The sequence below is a fragment of the Pseudomonas sp. HMSC067G02 genome (assembly GCF_001813485.1).
Taxonomy (GTDB): domain Bacteria; phylum Pseudomonadota; class Gammaproteobacteria; order Pseudomonadales; family Pseudomonadaceae; genus Pseudomonas; species Pseudomonas aeruginosa.
Window position 1 is genome coordinate 32,075 of the sequence record NZ_KV812726.1, and the last position, 20,050, is coordinate 52,124.

General features: G+C 59.4%; 17 protein-coding genes, 1 tRNA gene and 1 pseudogene. All 19 read left to right on the forward strand.

Annotated features, from left to right (window positions below):
• Positions 1 to 3: 3 nt before the first annotated feature.
• Entirely contained in the window at positions 4 to 1,188 is a 1,185-nt protein-coding gene (locus HMPREF2914_RS27405; RefSeq protein WP_003110594.1) for an HlyD/EmrA/EmrK family protein, read from the forward strand.
• A gap of 10 nt (positions 1,189 to 1,198) precedes the next feature.
• Positions 1,199 to 2,728 (forward strand): DHA2 family efflux MFS transporter permease subunit, encoded by a 1,530-nt coding sequence (locus HMPREF2914_RS27410; protein WP_003146487.1) that lies wholly within the window; start codon positions 1,199 to 1,201, stop codon positions 2,726 to 2,728.
• Between the two features lie 73 nt (positions 2,729 to 2,801).
• Positions 2,802 to 2,877, forward strand: a tRNA-Thr gene (locus HMPREF2914_RS27415).
• A gap of 163 nt (positions 2,878 to 3,040) precedes the next feature.
• Positions 3,041 to 4,360, forward strand: a complete 1,320-nt coding sequence (locus HMPREF2914_RS27420; protein WP_023092725.1) for a tyrosine-type recombinase/integrase — start codon at positions 3,041 to 3,043, stop codon at positions 4,358 to 4,360.
• A gap of 928 nt (positions 4,361 to 5,288) precedes the next feature.
• On the forward strand, positions 5,289 to 6,269 hold the full coding sequence (locus HMPREF2914_RS27425; RefSeq protein WP_023092726.1) for an integrase domain-containing protein: 981 nt from the start codon (positions 5,289 to 5,291) through the stop codon (positions 6,267 to 6,269).
• Positions 6,266 to 6,541: a hypothetical protein gene (locus tag HMPREF2914_RS32100; protein ID WP_071537878.1), complete on the forward strand. Its 276-nt coding sequence runs from the start codon at positions 6,266 to 6,268 to the stop codon at positions 6,539 to 6,541. Before HMPREF2914_RS27425 ends, HMPREF2914_RS32100 begins: the two co-directional genes overlap by 4 nt.
• Before the next feature lie 160 nt (positions 6,542 to 6,701).
• Complete coding sequence (locus tag HMPREF2914_RS32105) at positions 6,702 to 7,604, forward strand: hypothetical protein (RefSeq protein ID WP_071537879.1); 903 nt, start codon at positions 6,702 to 6,704, stop codon at positions 7,602 to 7,604.
• Between the two features lie 269 nt (positions 7,605 to 7,873).
• Positions 7,874 to 8,866, forward strand: a complete 993-nt coding sequence (locus HMPREF2914_RS32110) for a hypothetical protein (RefSeq protein ID WP_023092728.1) — start codon at positions 7,874 to 7,876, stop codon at positions 8,864 to 8,866.
• A gap of 450 nt (positions 8,867 to 9,316) precedes the next feature.
• On the forward strand, positions 9,317 to 10,366 hold the full coding sequence (locus HMPREF2914_RS27430; protein ID WP_023092729.1) for a hypothetical protein: 1,050 nt from the start codon (positions 9,317 to 9,319) through the stop codon (positions 10,364 to 10,366).
• Between the two features lie 4 nt (positions 10,367 to 10,370).
• Positions 10,371 to 10,766 carry a hypothetical protein gene (locus HMPREF2914_RS32550; RefSeq protein WP_124128699.1) on the forward strand — a complete coding sequence of 132 codons (396 nt, stop codon included), beginning with the start codon at positions 10,371 to 10,373 and terminating at the stop codon, positions 10,764 to 10,766.
• Complete coding sequence (locus tag HMPREF2914_RS32555) at positions 10,766 to 11,407, forward strand: hypothetical protein (RefSeq protein ID WP_023092730.1); 642 nt, start codon at positions 10,766 to 10,768, stop codon at positions 11,405 to 11,407. The genes HMPREF2914_RS32550 and HMPREF2914_RS32555 overlap by 1 nt, the downstream gene beginning before the upstream one ends.
• A gap of 449 nt (positions 11,408 to 11,856) precedes the next feature.
• Entirely contained in the window at positions 11,857 to 12,915 is a 1,059-nt protein-coding gene (gene rfbB, locus HMPREF2914_RS27435; RefSeq protein WP_003096179.1) for a dTDP-glucose 4,6-dehydratase, read from the forward strand.
• Positions 12,912 to 13,820: a dTDP-4-dehydrorhamnose reductase gene (gene rfbD, locus HMPREF2914_RS27440; RefSeq protein WP_023092731.1), complete on the forward strand. Its 909-nt coding sequence runs from the start codon at positions 12,912 to 12,914 to the stop codon at positions 13,818 to 13,820. The genes rfbB and rfbD overlap by 4 nt, the downstream gene beginning before the upstream one ends.
• Positions 13,817 to 14,698: a glucose-1-phosphate thymidylyltransferase RfbA gene (gene rfbA, locus HMPREF2914_RS27445; RefSeq protein ID WP_023092732.1), complete on the forward strand. Its 882-nt coding sequence runs from the start codon at positions 13,817 to 13,819 to the stop codon at positions 14,696 to 14,698. The genes rfbD and rfbA overlap by 4 nt, the downstream gene beginning before the upstream one ends.
• Positions 14,698 to 15,243: a dTDP-4-dehydrorhamnose 3,5-epimerase gene (rfbC, locus tag HMPREF2914_RS27450; RefSeq protein WP_009314461.1), complete on the forward strand. Its 546-nt coding sequence runs from the start codon at positions 14,698 to 14,700 to the stop codon at positions 15,241 to 15,243. Before rfbA ends, rfbC begins: the two co-directional genes overlap by 1 nt.
• A 59-nt stretch (positions 15,244 to 15,302) precedes the next feature.
• Positions 15,303 to 17,141: a two-component system sensor histidine kinase DctB gene (dctB, locus tag HMPREF2914_RS27455; RefSeq protein WP_049875018.1), complete on the forward strand. Its 1,839-nt coding sequence runs from the start codon at positions 15,303 to 15,305 to the stop codon at positions 17,139 to 17,141.
• Positions 17,138 to 18,526, forward strand: a complete 1,389-nt coding sequence (gene dctD / locus HMPREF2914_RS27460; protein WP_003096187.1) for a two-component system response regulator DctD — start codon at positions 17,138 to 17,140, stop codon at positions 18,524 to 18,526. The genes dctB and dctD overlap by 4 nt, the downstream gene beginning before the upstream one ends.
• Before the next feature lie 240 nt (positions 18,527 to 18,766).
• Positions 18,767 to 19,762 carry a C4-dicarboxylate TRAP substrate-binding protein DctP gene (gene dctP / locus HMPREF2914_RS27465; protein WP_003105525.1) on the forward strand — a complete coding sequence of 332 codons (996 nt, stop codon included), beginning with the start codon at positions 18,767 to 18,769 and terminating at the stop codon, positions 19,760 to 19,762.
• A gap of 15 nt (positions 19,763 to 19,777) precedes the next feature.
• Positions 19,778 to 20,050, forward strand: a pseudogene (gene dctQ / locus HMPREF2914_RS27470) (C4-dicarboxylate TRAP transporter small permease protein DctQ); the annotation flags it as partial.

Genomic DNA, 20,050 nt, shown 5'->3' on the forward strand with positions numbered 1-20,050 from the left:
ACCATGACTACCGCCAACAGCGAAACCCCCGCCGGCAACCCGAAGCGCAAGCGCTGGTTGCTGATCCTGCTCGCCGTGATCGTTCTCGCCACCCTGGCCAGCGTGGCCTGGGAGTTCTTCTACGGCCGCTGGCACGAGGACACCGACGACGCCTACATCAACGGCAACGTGGTACAGATCACCCCGCAGATCGTCGGCACCGTGGTCAGCATCGGCGCCGACGACGGCGACCTGGTGCGCAAGGGCCAGGAACTGGTCAGGTTCGATCCCAGCGACGCCGACATCGCCCTCCAACGCGCCGAGGCCAACCTGGCCCACACCGTGCGCCAGGTGCGCGGGCTGTTCAGCAACGTCGACGGCTATCGCGCCGAGGTCGCCACCCGCAAGGTCGCGCTGGCCAAGGCCGAGGCCGACTACAAGCGGCGCAAGAACCTCGCCGACGACGGCGCCATTTCCCAGGAGGAACTGGCCCACGCCCGCGACGCCCTGGACAGCGCGAAAGCCTCGCTGACCAGCTCGGAACAGCAGTTGAACACCAATCGCGCGCTGGTCGACGACACCCAGATCACCTCCCATCCGGACGTCAAGGCCGCCGCCGCGCAACTGCGCCAGGCCTATCTGGACGACGCCCGCTCGACCATCGTCGCGCCGGTCACCGGCTACGTCGCCAAGCGCAGCGTACAGGTCGGCCAGCGCGTGCAACCGGGCAATGCGCTGATGGCCGTGGTCCCGCTGGACCAGATCTGGATCGACGCCAACTTCAAGGAAACCCAGCTCAAGCACATGCGTATCGGCCAGCCGGTGGAGATCCGCTCCGACCTCTACGGCAGCGACGTGCGCTACAGCGGCACCGTCGACAGCCTCGGCGTGGGCACGGGCAGCGCGTTCTCCCTGCTGCCGGCGCAGAACGCCACCGGCAACTGGATCAAGATCGTCCAGCGGGTGCCGGTGCGCATCCATATCGATCCGCAAGAATTGCAGAAGCATCCGCTGCGCATCGGCCTGTCGATGGACGTCAAGGTCGACCTGCACGACCAGAGCGGCCCGGCCCTGGCCCAGCAGCCACCGCGCGAAGCGCTGTTCTCCACCGATGTCTACCAGCAGCAACTGGCCTCGGCCGACAAGCTGATCGAACGCCTGATCGAAGCCAACCTCGCCGAAGACCACGGCAAGACCGCCCAGCGTTGAGCCCGCCAGCATGAGCGAAAGCAGCAGCTTCTCCCCGCCCAGCCTGGTGATGGCGACCATCGGCCTGTCCCTGGCGACTTTCATGCAGGTGCTCGACACCACCATCGCCAACGTCGCCCTGCCGACCATCTCCGGTAACCTCGGGGTGAGTTCGGAACAGGGCACCTGGGTGATCACCTCGTTCGCCGTGAGCAACGCCATCGCCCTGCCGCTGACCGGCTGGCTGGCCCGGCGGGTCGGCGAGGTGCGCCTGTTCATCGCCGCCGCGCTGCTGTTCGTACTCGCCTCGTTCCTCTGCGGCATCGCCCAGTCGATGCCTTCTCTGGTCGGCTTCCGCGCCTTGCAGGGCTTCGTCGCCGGGCCGCTGTATCCGATCACCCAGACCCTGCTGATCTCCATCTACCCACCGGCGAAGCGCGGCATGGCCCTGGCCCTGCTGGCGATGGTCACGGTGGTGGCGCCGATCGCCGGGCCGATCCTCGGCGGCTGGATCACCGACGACTACAGCTGGCCGTGGATCTTCTTCATCAACGTGCCGGTCGGCCTGTTCGCCGCCTTCGTCGTCTACCAGCAACTGAAGGCACGCCCGGTGACGATCAAGAAGGCGCCGATGGACTACGTCGGCCTGATCGCCCTGGTGATCGGCGTCGGCGCCCTGCAGATCGTCCTCGACAAGGGCAACGACCTGGACTGGTTCGAGTCGAACTTCATCGTCGGCGGCGCGCTGATCGCGGCGATCGCCCTGGCCTTCTTCATCATCTGGGAATTCACCGACCGCCATCCGATCGTCAACCTGCGCCTGTTCGCCCACCGCAACTTCGCCGCCGGCACCTTGGCGCTGGTGCTGGGCTATGCCGCGTTCTTCGGCATCAACCTGCTGCTCCCGCAATGGCTACAGACCCAGATGGGCTACACCGCCACCTGGGCCGGGCTGGCCGCCGCGCCAATCGGCATCCTCCCGGTGTTCCTCTCGCCGCTGGTCGGCCGCTACGCCAACCATTTCGACCTGCGCATGCTCGCCGGCCTGTCGTTCCTGGCGATGGCCATCACCTGCTTCATGCGCGCCAACTTCACCACTGAGGTCGACTACCAGCACATCGCCATCGTGCAGTTGATCATGGGGCTCGGCGTGGCGTTCTTCTTCATGCCGATCCTGAGCATCCTGCTCTCCGACCTGCCCCCCGACCAGATCGCCGACGGCTCCGGCCTGGCCACCTTCCTGCGCACCCTCGGCGGCAGCTTCGCCGCCTCGCTGACCACCTGGATCTGGAACCGCCGCGCCACCCAACACCACGCCTACCTCAGCGAAAACATCAGCCTCTACGACCCGGCCACCCACGAAACCCTCGCCCAGCTCGGCGGCAACACCCAGGCGAACGCGGCGCTGCTCGACCGGATGGTGCAGAGCCAGGCCTACATGATGTCCACCATCGACTACTTCACCATGCTCGGCTGGCTGTTCCTCGCCCTGCTGGTGATCATCTGGCTGGCCCGCCCGCCGTTCGGCGCCAAGCCCGGCGCGGCCGCCTCCGGGCACTGAGGACGAACGGCATTCGGGCAGGAAAATCAGTGGTTTACTCCTGGCGGCGGCTGGCTATAATGTCGCCCTCTTCGCCGGTATAGCTCAGCTGGTAGAGCAACTGACTTGTAATCAGTAGGTCCCGGGTTCGACTCCTGGTGCCGGCACCATTCAAGGTTCCATAGAAAGCTTTCAAAATCTCTGGAACCCCCGAAAAACCCGCCTTCTGGCGGGTTTTTTCGTTTTGGCGTTCCGTCGGATTCCGAGGGTAGCCAGCGCTAATAAGGGTAGTTTTAAGGATAGAGGTCCGTTTCGATATCGGAGACTACCCTTATGGCCCGCACCACTGCCCCGCTTACTGACACCGCCTGTCGCACGGCAAAGCCCAGAGAGCGCGAGTACAAGCTCTTCGACGGCGACGGTCTTTACCTGCTTGTGCAACCCAACGGCCGCAAGGGCTGGCGGCTCAGGTACGTGAAACCCGATGGCCGCGAAGGCCTGACCGCTCTCGGCAGCTATCCGGTGGTCGGGCTGGGCGATGCACGCCGCAAGCGCTTCGAGATCAAACAACAGCTTGCCAACGGCATAGACCCGATCCAGTCCAAGCAACAAGCCAAGACCCAGGCCGTGATCAACGGCCGCACCTTTGAAAGCGTTGCGCTCGACTGGCACGCGAGCATGGTGCCCAAGTGGGCGTCCGGCCACGCCAAGACAGTGCTCAGCCGTTTGAAAACTCACGTGTTCCCTTTGATCGGTGCCAGAGCAATCGTTGAGTTGGACACCCACGACCTCATGCAGCCATTGGAAGCCGTGACGAAGCGCGGCACCATCGACGTGGCGCTCAGGATCAAGAACTACCTGCAGAGCATCATGCGTGAAGCCAAACGGCTGCGGCTGATCACAGCGAACCCGGCTCACGATCTCGATGGCTCGATCAAGACACCACGGGTAACTCACAGACCCGCACTACCCTTATCGCGGCTGCCAGAGCTACTGGCATGCATTCAGGATTACAGAGGTCGCCCGCTCACGCGCCTCACGGTGATGCTGTCTTTGCATGTATTCGTACGCTCCAGTGAACTGCGCTTCGCCCGTTGGAACGAGTTCGACCTCAAGCGCGGAATCTGGGAGATTCCCGATACCCGCCCGGCGCTGGACGGTGTGCCCTTTTCCACAAGGGGTACAAAGATGGCCGGGGATATCCACGTTGTACCCTTATCGCCCCAGGCAGTGGCCTTGCTTGAGCAGATCCACGCGATCACCGGCAAGTTCGACCTAGTGTTCGCGGGAGATGCCAAACCGTGGAAACCGATGTCCGAGAACACGGTGAATGCAGCGCTCAGGACGATGGGCTACGACACCAAGGTGGATATCTGCGGCCACGGGTTCCGAGCCATGGCGTGCAGTGCGCTGGTCGAGTCCGGGCTGTGGTCGGAGACGGCTATCGAGCGGCAGATGAGCCACAAGGAACGCAACAACGTGCGCGCCGCCTATACCCACAAGGCCGAGTTCCTCGAAGAGCGCCGGATGATCATGACCTGGTGGAGCCGGTTTCTGGAAGCGAACCGCGAGGACCATGTGACGCCGCATGAGTTTGCCAAGCAGACGGGCGAGAACGTCACGCGCCTTCGCAGTGCCAAGAGGACCGAGTAAAGCGCCGTACCACCACCTCAACTCGCTGTGAAGTTACCCACAGCACCGCATGAAGCTCCTCCGCGCGGGTCCTTTCAAACGGGGCTGCAAAGCCGCCCCGTTTGAAAGGACCATATCTAAGAAAATAACTGCTGGCACAGCGTACGTCTGTGGAAAACCACTGATGTCCACCGGGGGATACTTTTATCCACAGGTGCCAAATCCCTGAAATTGCTCTACTTGACGAATATTGTCCACAGGCGTAGACCGGAAGTTGCAAGCGCTGTCGATGACAGCACCCCAGGTGACCCGAACCTTAAAGGTCACGCCGCTCTGGCGGTGGTTCTCCCCAAGGGCGATTCGCATCCGGCAGCTCGCCCGGTCACTACCCATGTGATGGATGCTCTTACACATATAGCGCTTGTGCGCCAGATACACCGTACCTCGCTGCCCTGCAGCAACCTATCCGCTTGGCCGAATACTGCGCCAACCTGTGCCCGTCTCTTTTCCTGAAAAGAGACGGGCACTTCTACCACTGCTGCAGCCCTGATCGCACAAGGCTTTGCGGCATTCCCCCTCGTGACAATCGGCGTGACAAACGCCGATGTCACCAGCAACAGCGTTGTAGATGATGGTGCCGCAGACCAAGGAATGGACTGCACCTGACTGACAGTCAGGCACGCCCCGGTCATCGCAGTGCTGCTTGCACATGGCTCAGGATCTCGCGGCACTGGTCTCGTCAGCCAATGCAGCCTCCACCCGCCCACCGGTAACGGTGCTCAGGAGGCTAGATCATGAGATGCCCTTGCTCCCGGACTTAAGGAGCCGCCAGTCCCGCGTAGAGGACACTCCCCACAGGTCGCAGGGGCCTTGATCCCTGATAACACTCAGCATTCTTGGCGGGATGACGTGGGGCGAGGATCGGAGAACGGCAGATGAGGTGATTGAGATGGCATTGGCAGGTAGACGCGATGGTCGTAATTTTGGTTATGGAAGGCAACTGAGCTACGCAGGACCGCAAGCGCTGAAAGACATGTTCGGCGGCGGCCACTACGGCACGGTTAAGGCGCACAGTGATCGGTGGCGGGCATTTGTGAAATGGTGCCGCTCCGAGCATGGCCCCGGTATCAATGATGCGCGGCAGATTGATCGAAAGGTGTTGGCCGACTATGCGGCGCATCTGCGCGACATGGTTAGGCGCGGTGACCTTGCTGTCAGCACCGCACAAAACCGGCTATCCAGCGTTAACCGGACAATAGCAGCGCTTCGCGGTGATCAATACGTGAAGTTGCCAAGCCCGAGCAAGGCAATGGGTATACAGCGCAGCGGGTTTCGTCAATTGGCCCCACAAGGCCAGGACCGCGAACAGGTTAAGCAAATCGTTGATGCGCTTTGCCGCCATGATCTGCAGCGGGCCGCCGCGATCGTTCTGTTGGCGCGAGCCACCGGCATGCGCTTGCGTGAGGCCATCTTGGCTGACCTGCCACGGCTGAGCCGTGAGGCTAACGAACTAGGCAGGATCAACATTCAGGATGGCACCAAAGGCGGTCGCTCCGGAGCCTCGGCGCCGCGATGGATTACAGTGGGCGATCATGTTCGCAAGGCGCTTGAGTTTGCACGGCAGGTATCGCCTATGGGTGGCCGCAATCTGATTGCGCGACACGAAAGCTACCTGACATTTCTGCAAGAAATCATCCACCCTGCGCGGGTCATCCTTCATGCACACAATCTCAAGGGCTTCCATGAGCTACGAGCGGCGTACGCATGTGAGCGCTACGAACAGATCACCCAACACCCCGCGCCAATCAACGGCGGCCAATGTTGTCAGGTAGATAGGAACCTTGATCGTGAGGCCCGGGGGCAAATCAGCTATGAGTTGGGGCACGGTCGGATCGATGTGGTCGCGGCCTACATTGGAGGACGCATATGAGTAAGTCATTCGACATGGAGTTGTTCTTGGCTGGCGTGCTGACAGGATCGCGTACCACGCAGCACCGCCATTTACGGCAGGCGAGAATTATCCAAGCTGAAATTTCTGAGCGCTGGCAACGACCGACGCCTTGGGCTTGGCAGAAAAAGCATGTGGATTGGTTTCTTGAGCATCGCTTAAATCGACGCAGCGAGGCGACGCGGTATTACTATCTTCTGACCGTGCGGCTTCTCGCTCGCCGTTTACAAAAAATATGGAGGTTCGACCTCTGAGTGAGGTTCTGTTCTTGACTGTCGTGACTGACAGCAACCAACTCATAGCGGAACTTGTTGCACGCGATGGCTATAGGCTACCCTAAAGCCAGGGTAATAGTGCGCATATAGCTGTCTTCTACGGCATGCCGTCCAGCCAGTAATGAATTCAAGGATCGAAATGAGTACCGCGAAGATTTCTAAGCCAATCCTAGGTGACAAGGCATACCAAGTACGTGCCCGCGCCGCTCTTCCTATACTTGTTCGTCAAGCGAGGGCCGGCGTCCCAATTTTTTACTCCGATCTTGCTGAGGAGCTGGGAATGCCTAACCCTCGCAACCTTAATTACGTTCTTGGTAGTATTGGTCAATCGCTAGAATGGCTCTCGAAGATATGGAAGGTGAAAGTCCCACCTCTCCAGTGTCTTGTAATCAACAAAAATACAGGCCTCCCAGGAGAAGGTATTGGTTGGTTTCTCGTGAAAAAAGAGGATTTTTCAGCACTTCCACTCCGCCAGAAGCGCGTCATTGTTGAGGCAGAGCTTGCGCACGTTTTTTCCTTTTCTCGATGGAACGAGGTTCTAAAAGCGTTATCACTTGAGCCGGTGGCGTGCGATTTTTCACCTATCTTGAAAGAGGCCAGTCGGGTCTACGGATCTGGAGAGAGCGAGGATCACAAGGCGCTCAAAGAGTACGTAGCACGCAATCCGCATGTCATCGGGCTCGGCTCTAACATCTCAGTGGGCGTGACAGAATACAGGTTACCATCCGGTGACACAGTTGATGTCTCGTTTAGTAGCAAAGCAGTTTGGATAGCTGCGGAGATCAAATCTGCCATCTCAGCAGAGTCTGATATTGTAAGGGGGCTATTCCAATGCGTTAAATATAGAGCTGTTATGGATGCAGTGCTGCTTGCTGAAGTGCACCCTCAAGTCGCGAGAGCCATCCTTGTATTGGGAGCCAAATTCCCTAAATCACTTATACCACTGAGAAATCTTCTCGCCATTGAAGTTATTGACGGCATCGTACCACCAGCAAACAATCAAGAATGCAATCCTATCCACTTGACCAATACTAAAAAGTAGAACTACTTGGTGTTGTTTAGGCTGCACGTGAACTGAAAGCTATTATGGTGACGCGCCGTACAGTTCGTTCTCAACTCGGAGCTGTTCTTCATAACGGGCAGATATAGGCCAGAAGCAGCCCTTCGAAAGCGTCCAAGGAAGAAGCACGGATTAGTAGATATACGCCACGATTTAATTTTGGGGCCACCCCCAATAGTTGCAAATGCAAAACTTAAACACCAACATAAATTAACCTTCAGCTTAAAGATCAAAAAACTAGAGGCGCCTTAATGAAGCAGTTGAGCAACAGTTTGATAATCTTCGACCTCCTTAAAGAAAAGTTCGAAAGGGACTTGTTCTTAATTGAGTTTTCCGTATCTCTGACAAGAAAGTACAGTAGACGATGCAAGGATCTTGATCAATTCAATGAAGATCTTAAACAGTCACTATTCTTAAAGCAAGTCATTGACGTATGCGCGTTTCTAGATGAGTTTAAAGCATTCAGATCATTAGCTAAAGAAAACGAAAGGGTCAAGAGTGTGTGCAGGGCGACCAAACCAGCACTAGAAAGAATTGAAGAACTAAAAGGATTAAGAGATTATAGAAATGCACTTGCTGCTCATAATTTTAGAGTAGACAGCAACAAAGAGGAAGTTATTTTGTTGAGCAATTACACTAAGAGCCCAGACCACCCAAATTCTATTGCAGAGCTATTTTTTCTTAGCTCGCTATGCATCACAATTATAGAAGCGGTGCGCACAGAGTTCAACATCGAGTCACAACAAGCATTAAACTCATACAGACTAAGCCTAGAAGATGATAGCGACACCCCGTTAAGAGGGATCAAAACAATCCGAGAAGTTTATGATGAAATTGAAAAGTATCGAATTAAACTGAATTTACAACCAAAGTTTATAGAGCATGAGTTCACGGAAATTAATATGGCGCTACGCAAGCTGAACTGGAGTGTAATCCCAAAAAATTTCCAACTTTCAAAAGACTATACCAATAAAGCCTGGAGTATAATTCTTGGCATATACTTTGGAATGAGAGGCTACCAAGACATCAAGTACTATCAAGGCAAAAAAGGGAATTACACAAGCCATTGGCTAGAGCTTTATGGTTACGCTGTAGCTATAACCGATGAATTAGGATGTTTTAAACCAACCGGCATGCGGAGAGTCTATAATACAATAGATAATTGGGAGCCCTCTACAGAAGAAAGCAGTTCCCAGCAGATGCAATTTGTCTATGGCGAACTAATGAAAGTAATTACGCCGTAAGGCCGCTCCAGTGTCGAAGCCGGTTGCCTTGGCTCATAAACTAGCGTATGTCGCTTCGGACGCCATACGCAATACGAAGCGTGGACAGGAGCCTTGAGCGCATTACTGACGTTGAAGCTGCTCACCTTCGGCTAGATAGATGCTGGACGTTCGACCGATTTCACCCCGGAGCCGATAAATTAAGGCATTTTGTCATGGCCTCGTCTCAGCCAGACCCGCCCTGACATCGCAGCTAAATGGCCCGAGCCAGATGGTTGCCCGGCATCCTGGGATGAAATCACTTTGCAAGATCCACCTTCAGATGCTAAAACGCCATCAGTCATACGTTTTCCAGCCGAAACCTCGAAAGCGGACGGCGTCGAATGGCAAGGATGCAATTTCGGACGGTTCCTAAGGTAGCCAATGTCATTCTCCTTGCATGGTATTTAGGCTCAGCTGGACTCTACCGTTATGGTCACCTTGGATTTTATTGCTGCACTACAAGCTAGAGACATTTCGTTTACAAATTTCAGAAATGCACTTAAAAACCATAACCTTCCAGCATCCACCGGCTGGGACCCAACGGTAGAAAAGCTAAAGCCAGGACTTACTGGGCAAGATAAAGAGAAGTATGCTGTAGCCATTGAGAGCATTCACAATGAGCTAACTAGCTTTGGTGATAAATGCCTGAAGGTGTTTGAAGTTGACTCTGTCTATCTCAAAGCTCTAATTGAGAGCATGACTAAAGACTTCGTCTGCGACTCTGACTTGTCTGATCACTACCCCTACCCTATGCCTAGAGACGAACTTCAAGAGTATAACGGGGGTGCTACCTGCGTTGCATACATGCAGATCGGCAATCAGCACGACTTCATTCTTTGCTCTAAGATACGCGTCACCGAAAGGGAGGAAATGCCGGGCACCGCGCTGGGTGATGAAGCGGTCCAAGACTTTGGTGCGTTTGATGAGCTTATTGGAATTAGGAGACGGCCTGTTCAACTTTTCGACGTCATCTCCATTGATCCTGTAGCTGGCTATATCGACATTCGGCTAGACGGGCTAAAAAAAATCAGTGCCGAAGATCTCAAACTCAGGGTCACAGCCATTGAGCGAATCATAAATGAATTCGCAAAAAAAACCTTGGGAGTCGATAGAATCTTAGCCAACCCTGTAAATTTCTATCCTGCCATTGAGCGGCTCTACGAGGCTCCAGACGGTACTATTGGCGAGTTGGGGCACGTCACTGATGCCGCAGGCATATATAAAGAAAAAATGCGACGAAAGGATCTGGACGTAAGAAAAGATCCATACCATCATGGCGGGACAGAAGCCGTTAAGAACCTCAATCCCTTCTCCATTTCCAAACGTTGGATTTCGGAACAAGGTTATGGATACCCTGAAGTTGCAATCCCAGCACACTTCTCCGTTGCAAGCAGCGAAGACCCCGTAATTGATATGATTTACATTTTGGGCTGCACTTGCATTGAGGACTATAATTTCGTGATGATGAAAGTCCTTTAAGATCATGACCAGAGATGAGATAGTCGCCCTTATAGAAGAAAGCGCACCATCAGAGCCACTGATGAGCGCAAGTCTTCTTATGGTTGACTATCTCCTTTCTGAAAAAGTCATCAACCACCTTACATTTACTAGAATAAGTAAAATAATAAGCGCCCCTGACATTTCATTGGCGATATTAACAGTCCAATACCTCACCGGGTATCCTCTTCGAATACTCGAAGCAAAATTCGAATTCATAGATGGTGATGAATCGTATCCAGTCACGCCGGAAGAGTTAAGTGAAGCTAGACGCACTGGCATATTTTACCACCCAGAAAGCGGCCAAAGTTTCGAAGGCTTCGAGACAAAAATCTATCCCTATTTTACTATTGGCCAAGCCTTCTCACAGGAGGCGAAATAGTGAGCAAGACATCAATTGGCGACTACAGCCTCAACGACCTGAAAGTTTTGGCACCACACATTCCCGGGATAGGAAACTTTATAAATCGGCTATTAGCCGATAGCTACGAAGACTTTGTCGAGGCGTTGCGCATTGATATTGATGAAATCGTCTCAAAACTTCAAGAAAATCCCGAACTATTGTCCGAAGACGGGGAAGATCGACTCACGTCTGAAATAAAACGAAGCCTCACACACATGGGTTACAAGGCTACGCATGACGAAAAAATTGGCGGACATTCCGATTTGGCGGTCAGAGGTCAAAAAAACCATTTGTGGATCGGCGAAGCAAAAATACATAGTTCGTATGACTATCTCTATCAGGGTTTTCAGCAGCTAACAACACGCTACTCAACTGGAGATGTTAACCAAGACCAAGGAGGGATGCTGATATACATTAGGAACCGCGATGCGAATGCGGTTGTTACAAACTGGCGACAGCATTTACGGGAAAAATCTCTAGACAGCTTTGAAGAAAGCGACTGTAAACATCGCCCTAACTTTGCCTTTATTACAAAGCACAACCACTCTAGATCAGGGACCCCGTTCACGGTTCGACATATTGGAGTTATCCTTAGTTTCGATCCTCAAGACCGTCGCTGAGTGCTCTAGCTTCTTCATCGTACTTAGCGCCAGGGCGCTTATAACTTAGTGCCGCCATCGACCTTTTCCGAACACCCCAGAGTCTCTAGGAAGGCTCACATGCAGAAGCCAGCTAAATGCCTAAGGATAGTTTTAGGGATAGAAAATAAATAGCCCTATAATCAAGTTCATATATTTCAATTATTTATAATATTTTTCGACTCTTGGTGCCACCATGAATCCCGAAAAGCCCCGCCTCGCGCGGGGCTTTTTGTTTTATCCTGCTTCCTTTCTACCCAGTGATGGCACTTCGAATAGAATGCCGGGTCAGATGCACCTACCAGATCTGGGGTTGGCAGGATCGCCATTTTTCCCGTACTAATCGTCGTCTTCACGATCGATTGGTACACCTTGGCGGGACGTGTCGAAGCAGCCCTACGGACAACCACTGCTTGAACAAGGTATGACTCATGACGATTCTCGTGACCGGCAGCGCCGGCTTCATCGGCGCCAATTTCGTGCTCGACTGGCTGGCCCTGCATGACGAGCCGGTGGTCAGCCTCGACAAGCTCACCTACGCCGGCAACCGGCAGAACCTCGCCAGCCTCGACGGCGACGCCCGGCACACCTTCGTCGCCGGCGATATCGGCGATAGCCAGCTGGTAGCCCGCCTGCTCGCCGAGCACCAGCCGCGGGCGATCCTCAACTTCGCCGCGGAATCTCATGTGGACCGCTCGATCCACGGCCCCGAGGACTTCATCCAGACCAACATCGTCGGCACCTTCCGCCTGCTGGAAGAAGTGCGCGCCTACTGGGGCGCGCTGGAGCCGGAAGCGAAGGCGGCATTCCGCTTCCTCCACGTCTCCACCGACGAAGTCTATGGCTCGCTGGCACCGAGCGATCCGGCCTTCACCGAGAACAACCGCTACGAGCCGAACAGTCCCTACTCGGCGTCCAAGGCGGCCTCCGACCACCTGGTGCGGGCCTATCACCACACCTACGGGCTGCCGGTGCTGACCACCAACTGCTCGAACAACTACGGCCCGTACCACTTCCCGGAAAAGCTCATCCCACTGGTGATCCACAACGCCCTGGCCGGCAAGCCGCTGCCGATCTACGGCGACGGCCAGCAGATCCGCGACTGGCTCTACGTCAAGGACCATTGCAGCGCCATCCGCCGGGTCCTCGAAGCCGGGCAACTGGGCGAGACCTACAATGTCGGCGGCTGGAACGAAAAGGCCAACCTCGACGTGGTCGAGACCCTCTGCGCCATCCTCGACCAGGAGCAGCCGCGCGCCGACGGCCGCAGCTATCGCGAGCAGATCACCTTCGTCAAGGATCGTCCGGGCCATGACCGCCGCTACGCCATCGATGCCACGCGCCTGGAGCGCGAGCTGGGCTGGAAACCGGCGGAAACCTTCGAGACCGGCATCCGCAAGACCGTGCGCTGGTACCTGGACAACCAGGACTGGGTGGCCAACGTAACCAGCGGTGCCTACCGCGAGTGGGTGGGTAAGCAGTACGCATGAACCGGATCCTTCTCCTCGGCGCCAACGGCCAGGTCGGCTGGGAGCTGCAGCGCGCCCTGGCGCCGCTGGGCGAACTGCTGGTCTGCGACCGCCGGCGCGCCGATCTCGCCGACCCCGAAGGCCTGGCGCGACTGGTTCGCGCCGAGCGGCCGCAGTTCATCATCAACGCCGGTGCCTACACCGCGGTGGACAAGGCCGAGAGCGATGCCGACAACGCCCGCCTGATCAATGCCCGCGCCGTCGCGGTACTGGCCGAGGAGGCCGCGGCCTGCGGCGCCTGGCTGGTGCATTACTCCACCGACTACGTGTTCGACGGCGCGGGCAGCGCGCCTTTCGCCGAGGACGCGCCGACCGGCCCGCTGAGCGTCTACGGACAGACCAAGCTGGAAGGCGAGCAGGCCATCCGCGCCAGCGGCTGCCGCCACCTGATCTTCCGCACCAGTTGGGTCTACGCCACGCGCGGCGGGAACTTCGCCAAGACCATGCTGCGCCTGGCCGGGCAACGCAACGAACTCAAGGTCGTGGCCGACCAGTTCGGCGCGCCGACCAGCGCCGAGCTGATCGCCGACGTCACCGCCCAGGCCCTGCAGCGCCTGCGCTGGGACGCCGAGCTGGCAGCACGGGCCAGCGGCACCTACCACCTGGTCGCCAGCGGTGAGACGTCCTGGCACCTCTATGCGCGCTTCGTCATCGAACAGGCGCTGGAGCGGGGCTGGGAGTTGCAGGCGACGCCGCAGCGGGTCCTGCCGATCACCACCGAGGATTACCCGGTGCCGGCGAAGCGTCCGGCCAATTCGCGCCTCGATAACCACAAGCTGCAACAGGTCTTCGGCCTGGTACTGCCCGACTGGCGCTACCATGCCGGACGCATGATCCAGGAACTAAGCGAGCAGGGACCACTATGAAACGCAAGGGCATCATCCTCGCCGGAGGCTCGGGCACCCGCCTACACCCGGCAACGCTGGCCATCTCCAAGCAGCTGCTGCCGGTGTACGACAAGCCGATGATCTACTACCCGCTCAGTACCCTGATGCTGGCGGGCATCCGCGAGATACTGATCATCTCGACCCCACAGGACACCCCACGCTTCCAGCAGTTGCTGGGCGACGGTTCGAACTGGGGCCTGGACCTGCAATATGCCGTGCAACCGTCGCCGGACGGCCTGGCCCAGGCCTTCCTGATCGGCGAGTCGTTCATCGACAACGACCTCAGCGCGCTGGTCCTGGGCGACAACCTCTATTACGGCCACGACTTCCACGAGTTGCTCGGCAGCGCTTCGCAGCGCCAGACCGGCGCCAGTGTCTTCGCCTACCACGTGCTGGACCCGGAGCGCTACGGCGTGGTCGAGTTCGACCAGGGCGGCAAGGCCATCAGCCTGGAAGAGAAGCCACTGAAGCCGAAGTCGAACTACGCGGTCACCGGCCTGTATTTCTACGACCAGCAGGTGGTGGACATCGCCAGGGACCTGAAGCCTTCGCCGCGCGGCGAGCTGGAGATCACCGACGTCAACCGCGCCTACCTGGAGCGCGGCCAGCTCAGCGTGGAGATCATGGGCCGCGGCTACGCCTGGCTGGATACCGGCACCCACGATTCGCTGCTCGAGGCCGGCCAGTTCATCGCCACCCTGGAGAACCGCCAGGGTCTCAAGGTGGCCTGCCCGGAAGAGATCGCCTACCGGCAGAAGTGGATCGACGCCGCGCAACTGGAAAAACTCGCCGCGCCGCTGGCCAAGAACGGCTACGGCCAATACCTCAAGCGCCTGCTGACTGGAACCGTGTACTGATGAAAGCGACCCGCCTGGCAATCCCCGACGTCATCCTCTTCGAACCCCGGGTGTTCGGCGACGATCGCGGATTCTTCTTCGAAAGCTACAACCAGCGCGCCTTCGAGGAGGCCTGCGGTCATCCGGTCAGCTTCGTCCAGGACAACCATTCGCGTTCCGCCCGTGGCGTCCTCCGCGGCCTGCACTACCAGATCCGGCAAGCCCAGGGAAAACTGGTGCGCGCCACCCTCGGCGAGGTATTCGACGTGGCCGTCGACCTGCGTCGCGGCTCGCCGACCTTCGGCCACTGGGTAGGCGAACGCCTGAGCGCGGAGAACAAGCGCCAGATGTGGATTCCGGCCGGCTTCGCGCACGGCTTCGTGGTGCTCAGCGAATACGCCGAGTTCCTCTACAAGACCACCGACTTCTGGGCGCCGGAACACGAACGCTGCATCGTCTGGAACGATCCCGAGCTGAAGATCGACTGGCCGCTGCAGGATGCCCCCCTGCTTTCGGAGAAGGACCGCCAGGGCAAGTCATTCGCCGACGCCGACTGCTTCCCCTGAACGGCAGGGAGCGACCGGACTCGGCGCAAGGCGTGATAATTTAGGGCATCCCGTCCGGGATGCCCCGGATACTCGCAGCCACGACAGGTTCGTTCGTCTTGAAAGCCTATTTCCATCGCTGGCGCTCGCTGGTCATCCTCGCCCTGCTTCTCGCGCCGCTGCTCTGGCCCCTGCAATATTTCGCCGAGCGCTACTACAGCGAGCAGTTGGCCGAGCAGAACCGCCAGACGCTCGACCTCTACGTCGCCAACCTGCTCGGCACGCTGCGCCGCTACGAAGAACTGCCGCAGATCCTCGGCGGCCTGCCGGTGCTGCGCCAGGCCCTGCAACAACCTGGCGACCCGCTGCTGCAGAAGATCGCCAACGAGGCGCTGGCCGACATCCGCCGACGCACCGGCGCCGACGTGATCTACCTGCTGCAACCGGACGGCACTACCCAGGTCGCCTCCAACTGGGCCCAGGCGGACAGTTTCGTCCACCGCAACTTCGCCTTCCGCCCCTATTATCGCGAGGCCATGCAGGGCCGCCTGGCGCGCTTCTTCGGCCTGGGCACCACCTCGATCAAGCGCGGCTACTACTTCGCCAGTGCGGTGAAGGAAGGCTCGCGGATCATCGGCGTGCTGGTGGTGAAGGTCGATCTCGAACACATCGAACGGCTCTGGGGCAATTCCCCGGAGCAACTGCTGGTGATAGACAACTACGGCGTGGTGATCCTCTCCTCGCGCGAGGATTGGCGCTTCCATGCCAGTCGGCCGCTGAGCGCGGCGGAGCGCGACGAGATCCACGCCAACATCCCCTACCCGGTGCAGGACCCGAAGCCCCTGCGCCTGCAGCAGAGCGCCTGGCTCAGCCAGAGCCGGACGCTGCCGGAAACCGGCTGGACGGTGAGCATCTACGCCCCCCGCACCCTCATCGAACGGCCGGTGCGCAGCGTCCTGCTGATCGGCGGCGCGACCCTGCTCGCCCTGCTCCTGCTGCTTACCCTGCTGACCCTCAGCCGCCGTCACTACCTGGACCGCATCGCTCTCGAGGCCGAGGCCAAGCGCCAGTTGGAAGAGCGCGTACTGGAACGCACCCGCGAGCTGGAGAACGCCAACGCGCAGTTGCAGCAGGAAGTCCACGAACGCGAGCAGGCCCAGCGCGAGCTGATGCGCGCCCAGGACGAAGTGGTCCAGGCCGGCAAGCTCACGGCCCTCGGCACCATGTCGGCGAGCATCAGCCACGAACTCAACCAGCCGCTGGCGGCGATCCGCAGCTACGCCGACAACGCCCGGGTGCTGCTCGACCACCAGCGCACCGAAGACGCCCGCGGCAATCTCGAGCAGATCAGCGACCTCACCACCCGCATGGCCTCGATCATCGCCCACCTCAAGGCCTATGCCCGCGGTGCGCGCCGGGCGCCGGAGAACGTGCAGTTGCAGCCGGCGATCGAGGACGCCCTGTCGATGCTCGCCAGTCGGCGGCGGGCGATGAACGTCGAACTGCTGCGCGACGTGCCGGACGCCCCGCTGTGGGTCCAGGCCGGCGAGACCCGCTTGCGGCAGATCCTCGGCAACCTGCTCACCAATGCCCTCGACGCGCTCGCCGAGAAAGCTCCGCCACGGCGCCTATGGGTGATCGCCAGCCAGGACCAGCACGGCGTGATCCTGACCCTGCGCGACAACGGCCCGGGGTTTTCCGAGGACGCCCTGGCCCACGCCCACGAACCCTTCTTCACCACCAAGACCACCGCCAAAGGGCTCGGCCTCGGCCTGGCCATCTGCGATAACCTATTGCGCGCCCTCGGCGGCCGCCTGGAAATGGGCAACCATCTCGAAGGCGGCGCCGTGGTGCGCCTGCACTTGCTGCCGGGAGTTCCCGGCGTCGCCGCCATGCCCCAGGAGGAAACCCGCGCATGAGTCCCTTCGCGCCATTCGATGCCCAGACCCAGGTCCTGCTGATCGACGACGATCCGCACCTGCGCCAGGCCCTGCGCCAGACGCTCGACCTCGCCGGGCTCAAGGTCGCGACCCTGGACGACGCGCGCCAGCTGGATACCGCGCAGTGCAAGGACTGGCCCGGGGTGGTGGTCAGCGACATCCGCATGCCCGGCATCGATGGCATGGAACTGCTCCGCCAATTGCACGAACAGGACGCCGACCTGCCGGTGATCCTGATCACCGGCCACGGCGACGTGCCGCTGGCGGTCCAGGCCATGCGCGGCGGCGCCTATGACTTCCTGGAAAAGCCCTTCCCCAGCGACGCCCTGCTCGACAGCGTGCGCCGCGCCCTGGAGGTGCGCCGGCTGGTCCTGGAGAACCGCACCCTGCGCCTGGCCCTGGCCGAACGCCACGAACTGCATGGGCGCCTGATCGGACGCTCGGCCGGCATGCAGCGCCTGCGCGAGCAGGTCGGCTCGCTGGCGGCGATCCAGGCCGACGTGCTGGTCCTTGGCGAAACCGGCGCCGGCAAGGAGGTGGTCGCGCGGGCCCTGCATGACCTGTCGAGCCGGCGCGACGGACCGTTCGTCGCGATCAACGCCGGCGCTCTCGCCGAATCGGTGGTGGAGAGCGAACTGTTCGGCCACGAGGCCGGCGCCTTCACCGGCGCGCAGAAGCGCCGCATCGGCAAGTTCGAGTACGCCAATGGCGGCACCCTGTTCCTCGACGAGATCGAGAGCATGAGCCTGGACGTGCAGGTCAAGCTGTTGCGCCTGCTGCAGGAACGGGTAGTCGAGCGGCTCGGCTCCAACCAGCTGATCCCGCTGGATATCCGCATCATCGCGGCAACCAAGGAAGACCTGCGCCAGGCCGCCGACCAGGGCCGCTTCCGCGCCGACCTCTATTACCGCCTCAACGTCGCCAGCTTGCGCATCCCACCGCTGCGCGAGCGCGGCGAGGACATCCCGCTGCTGTTCCGCCATTTCGCCGAAGCCGGCGCCATGCGCCATGGCCTGACGCCACGCGAACTGGACGCCGGCCAGTCGGCGCGGCTGCTGGCCTACGACTGGCCGGGCAACGTGCGCGAATTGCAGAACGCCGCCGAGCGCTTCGCCCTGGGCCTCGGCCTGAGCCTGGACGATGGAGTCCTGCCCGACGCCGCCGACGAGCCGCACAACCTCAGCGCCAAGGTCGAGGCCTTCGAACGCTCACTGATCGCCGCCGAGCTGGAACGCCCGCACAATTCGCTGCGCAGCGTCGCCGAGGCCCTCGGTATCCCGCGCAAGACCCTGCACGACAAGCTGCGCAAGCACGGCCTGCCGTTCAACACGCCTGGCGAGAATCCGCCAGATGATGGCGAATGAATGGCGGAATACCGCCAGCCGTTCGCCATTCGCGCCCGCAGCATCTCCCCTGCACGCCCTTGCCCGACTGGCACAGGGCTTGCTCACGGCTTCCCGAGCGTTCCAACAAGCAGAAGACCAGGCGCTTTTCCGATTCACGCAGCATCTGCCGCTGCGCTGCCTAGACTTCCCTTGTTCGGCCACGCCGAGAGGACATCTGTCCTCTTCATAAAAGACAGACAAGAACAAAGAGGAAGTCTCATGCTCAAGCACACCGCGAAGGCGCTCGTCTGCGCACTTTCCCTGACCGTCGCCGGAATCGTCCAGGCGGCCGACCCGATCGTCATCAAGTTCTCCCACGTCGTCGCCGAGCACACGCCCAAGGGCCAGGGCGCGCTGCTGTTCAAGAAACTGGTGGAGGAACGCCTGCCGGGCAAGGTCAAGGTGGAGGTCTACCCGAACTCGTCGCTGTTCGGCGACGGCAAGGAGATGGAAGCCCTGCTGCTGGGCGACGTGCAGATCATCGCGCCGTCGCTGGCCAAGTTCGAGCAGTACACCAAGAAATTGCAGATCTTCGACCTGCCGTTCCTGTTCGACAACATCCAGGCAGTCGACCGCTTCCAGCAGAGCCCGCAGGGCAAGGAGCTGCTGACCTCGATGCAGGACAAGGGCATCACTGGCCTCGGCTACTGGCACAACGGGATGAAGCAGTTGTCCGCCAACAAGCCCCTGCGCGAGCCGAAGGACGCCCGCGGCCTGAAGTTCCGCGTGCAGGCCTCCAAGGTGCTCGAGGAACAGTTCAAGGCGGTGCGCGCCAACCCGCGCAAGATGAGCTTCGCCGAGGTCTATCAGGGCCTGCAGACCGGCGTGGTCAACGGTACCGAGAACCCCTGGTCGAACATCTACTCGCAGAAGATGCACGAAGTGCAGAAGTACATCACCGAGTCCGACCACGGCGTGCTGGACTACATGGTGATCACCAACACCAAGTTCTGGAACGGCCTGCCGGAAGACGTGCGCGGCGTGCTGGCCAAGACCATGGACGAGGTCACCGTGGAGGTGAACAAGCAGGCCGAGGCGCTCAACCAGGGCGACAAGCAGCGCATCGTCGAGGCCAAGACCAGCGAGATCATCGAACTCACTCCCGAACAGCGGGCCGAATGGCGCAAGGCCATGCAGCCGGTGTGGAAGAAGTTCGAAGGCGAGATCGGCGCCGACCTGATCAAGGCCGCCGAAGCCGCCAACCAGGCCCAATAAGAAGAGGGAAAGCCCATGCACGCGCTCGCGCGCGTCTGGGCGCGCCTGGAGGAAGGCCTGATCGCCTTCCTCCTCGCCGCCATGACGCTGGTTACCTTCGTTTATGTAGTCCTCAATAACCTCTATACGCTGCTCTACGATCTCGCCGATCTCTGGGAGGGCGGCAACGAGACGCTGCTCGCCATCGGCGATGGGGTCCTCACCCTGGCCCAGGAGATGACCTGGAGCAACGCCCTGACCAAGGCCCTGTTCGCCTGGCTGATCTTCCTCGGCATCGCCTACGGCGTA

What these genes read in the sequence shown, in the direction of transcription:
- HMPREF2914_RS32105 (WP_071537879.1), top strand. Translation starts at nt 6,702, where the DNA reads ATGAGTACCGCGAAGATTTCTAAGCCAATCCTAGGTGACAAGGCATAC.
- HMPREF2914_RS27430 (WP_023092729.1), top strand. Translation starts at nt 9,317, where the DNA reads ATGGTCACCTTGGATTTTATTGCTGCACTACAAGCTAGAGACATTTCG.
- HMPREF2914_RS27410 (WP_003146487.1), top strand. Translation starts at nt 1,199, where the DNA reads ATGAGCGAAAGCAGCAGCTTCTCCCCGCCCAGCCTGGTGATGGCGACC.
- rfbB (WP_003096179.1), top strand. Translation starts at nt 11,857, where the DNA reads ATGACGATTCTCGTGACCGGCAGCGCCGGCTTCATCGGCGCCAATTTC.
- dctD (WP_003096187.1), top strand. Translation starts at nt 17,138, where the DNA reads ATGAGTCCCTTCGCGCCATTCGATGCCCAGACCCAGGTCCTGCTGATC.
- rfbD (WP_023092731.1), top strand. Translation starts at nt 12,912, where the DNA reads ATGAACCGGATCCTTCTCCTCGGCGCCAACGGCCAGGTCGGCTGGGAG.
- HMPREF2914_RS27405 (WP_003110594.1), top strand. Translation starts at nt 4, where the DNA reads ATGACTACCGCCAACAGCGAAACCCCCGCCGGCAACCCGAAGCGCAAG.
- rfbA (WP_023092732.1), top strand. Translation starts at nt 13,817, where the DNA reads ATGAAACGCAAGGGCATCATCCTCGCCGGAGGCTCGGGCACCCGCCTA.
- HMPREF2914_RS27420 (WP_023092725.1), top strand. Translation starts at nt 3,041, where the DNA reads ATGGCCCGCACCACTGCCCCGCTTACTGACACCGCCTGTCGCACGGCA.
- dctP (WP_003105525.1), top strand. Translation starts at nt 18,767, where the DNA reads ATGCTCAAGCACACCGCGAAGGCGCTCGTCTGCGCACTTTCCCTGACC.
- rfbC (WP_009314461.1), top strand. Translation starts at nt 14,698, where the DNA reads ATGAAAGCGACCCGCCTGGCAATCCCCGACGTCATCCTCTTCGAACCC.
- HMPREF2914_RS27425 (WP_023092726.1), top strand. Translation starts at nt 5,289, where the DNA reads ATGGCATTGGCAGGTAGACGCGATGGTCGTAATTTTGGTTATGGAAGG.
- HMPREF2914_RS32100 (WP_071537878.1), top strand. Translation starts at nt 6,266, where the DNA reads ATGAGTAAGTCATTCGACATGGAGTTGTTCTTGGCTGGCGTGCTGACA.
- HMPREF2914_RS32110 (WP_023092728.1), top strand. Translation starts at nt 7,874, where the DNA reads ATGAAGCAGTTGAGCAACAGTTTGATAATCTTCGACCTCCTTAAAGAA.
- dctB (WP_049875018.1), top strand. Translation starts at nt 15,303, where the DNA reads ATGCCCCGGATACTCGCAGCCACGACAGGTTCGTTCGTCTTGAAAGCC.
- HMPREF2914_RS32550 (WP_124128699.1), top strand. Translation starts at nt 10,371, where the DNA reads ATGACCAGAGATGAGATAGTCGCCCTTATAGAAGAAAGCGCACCATCA.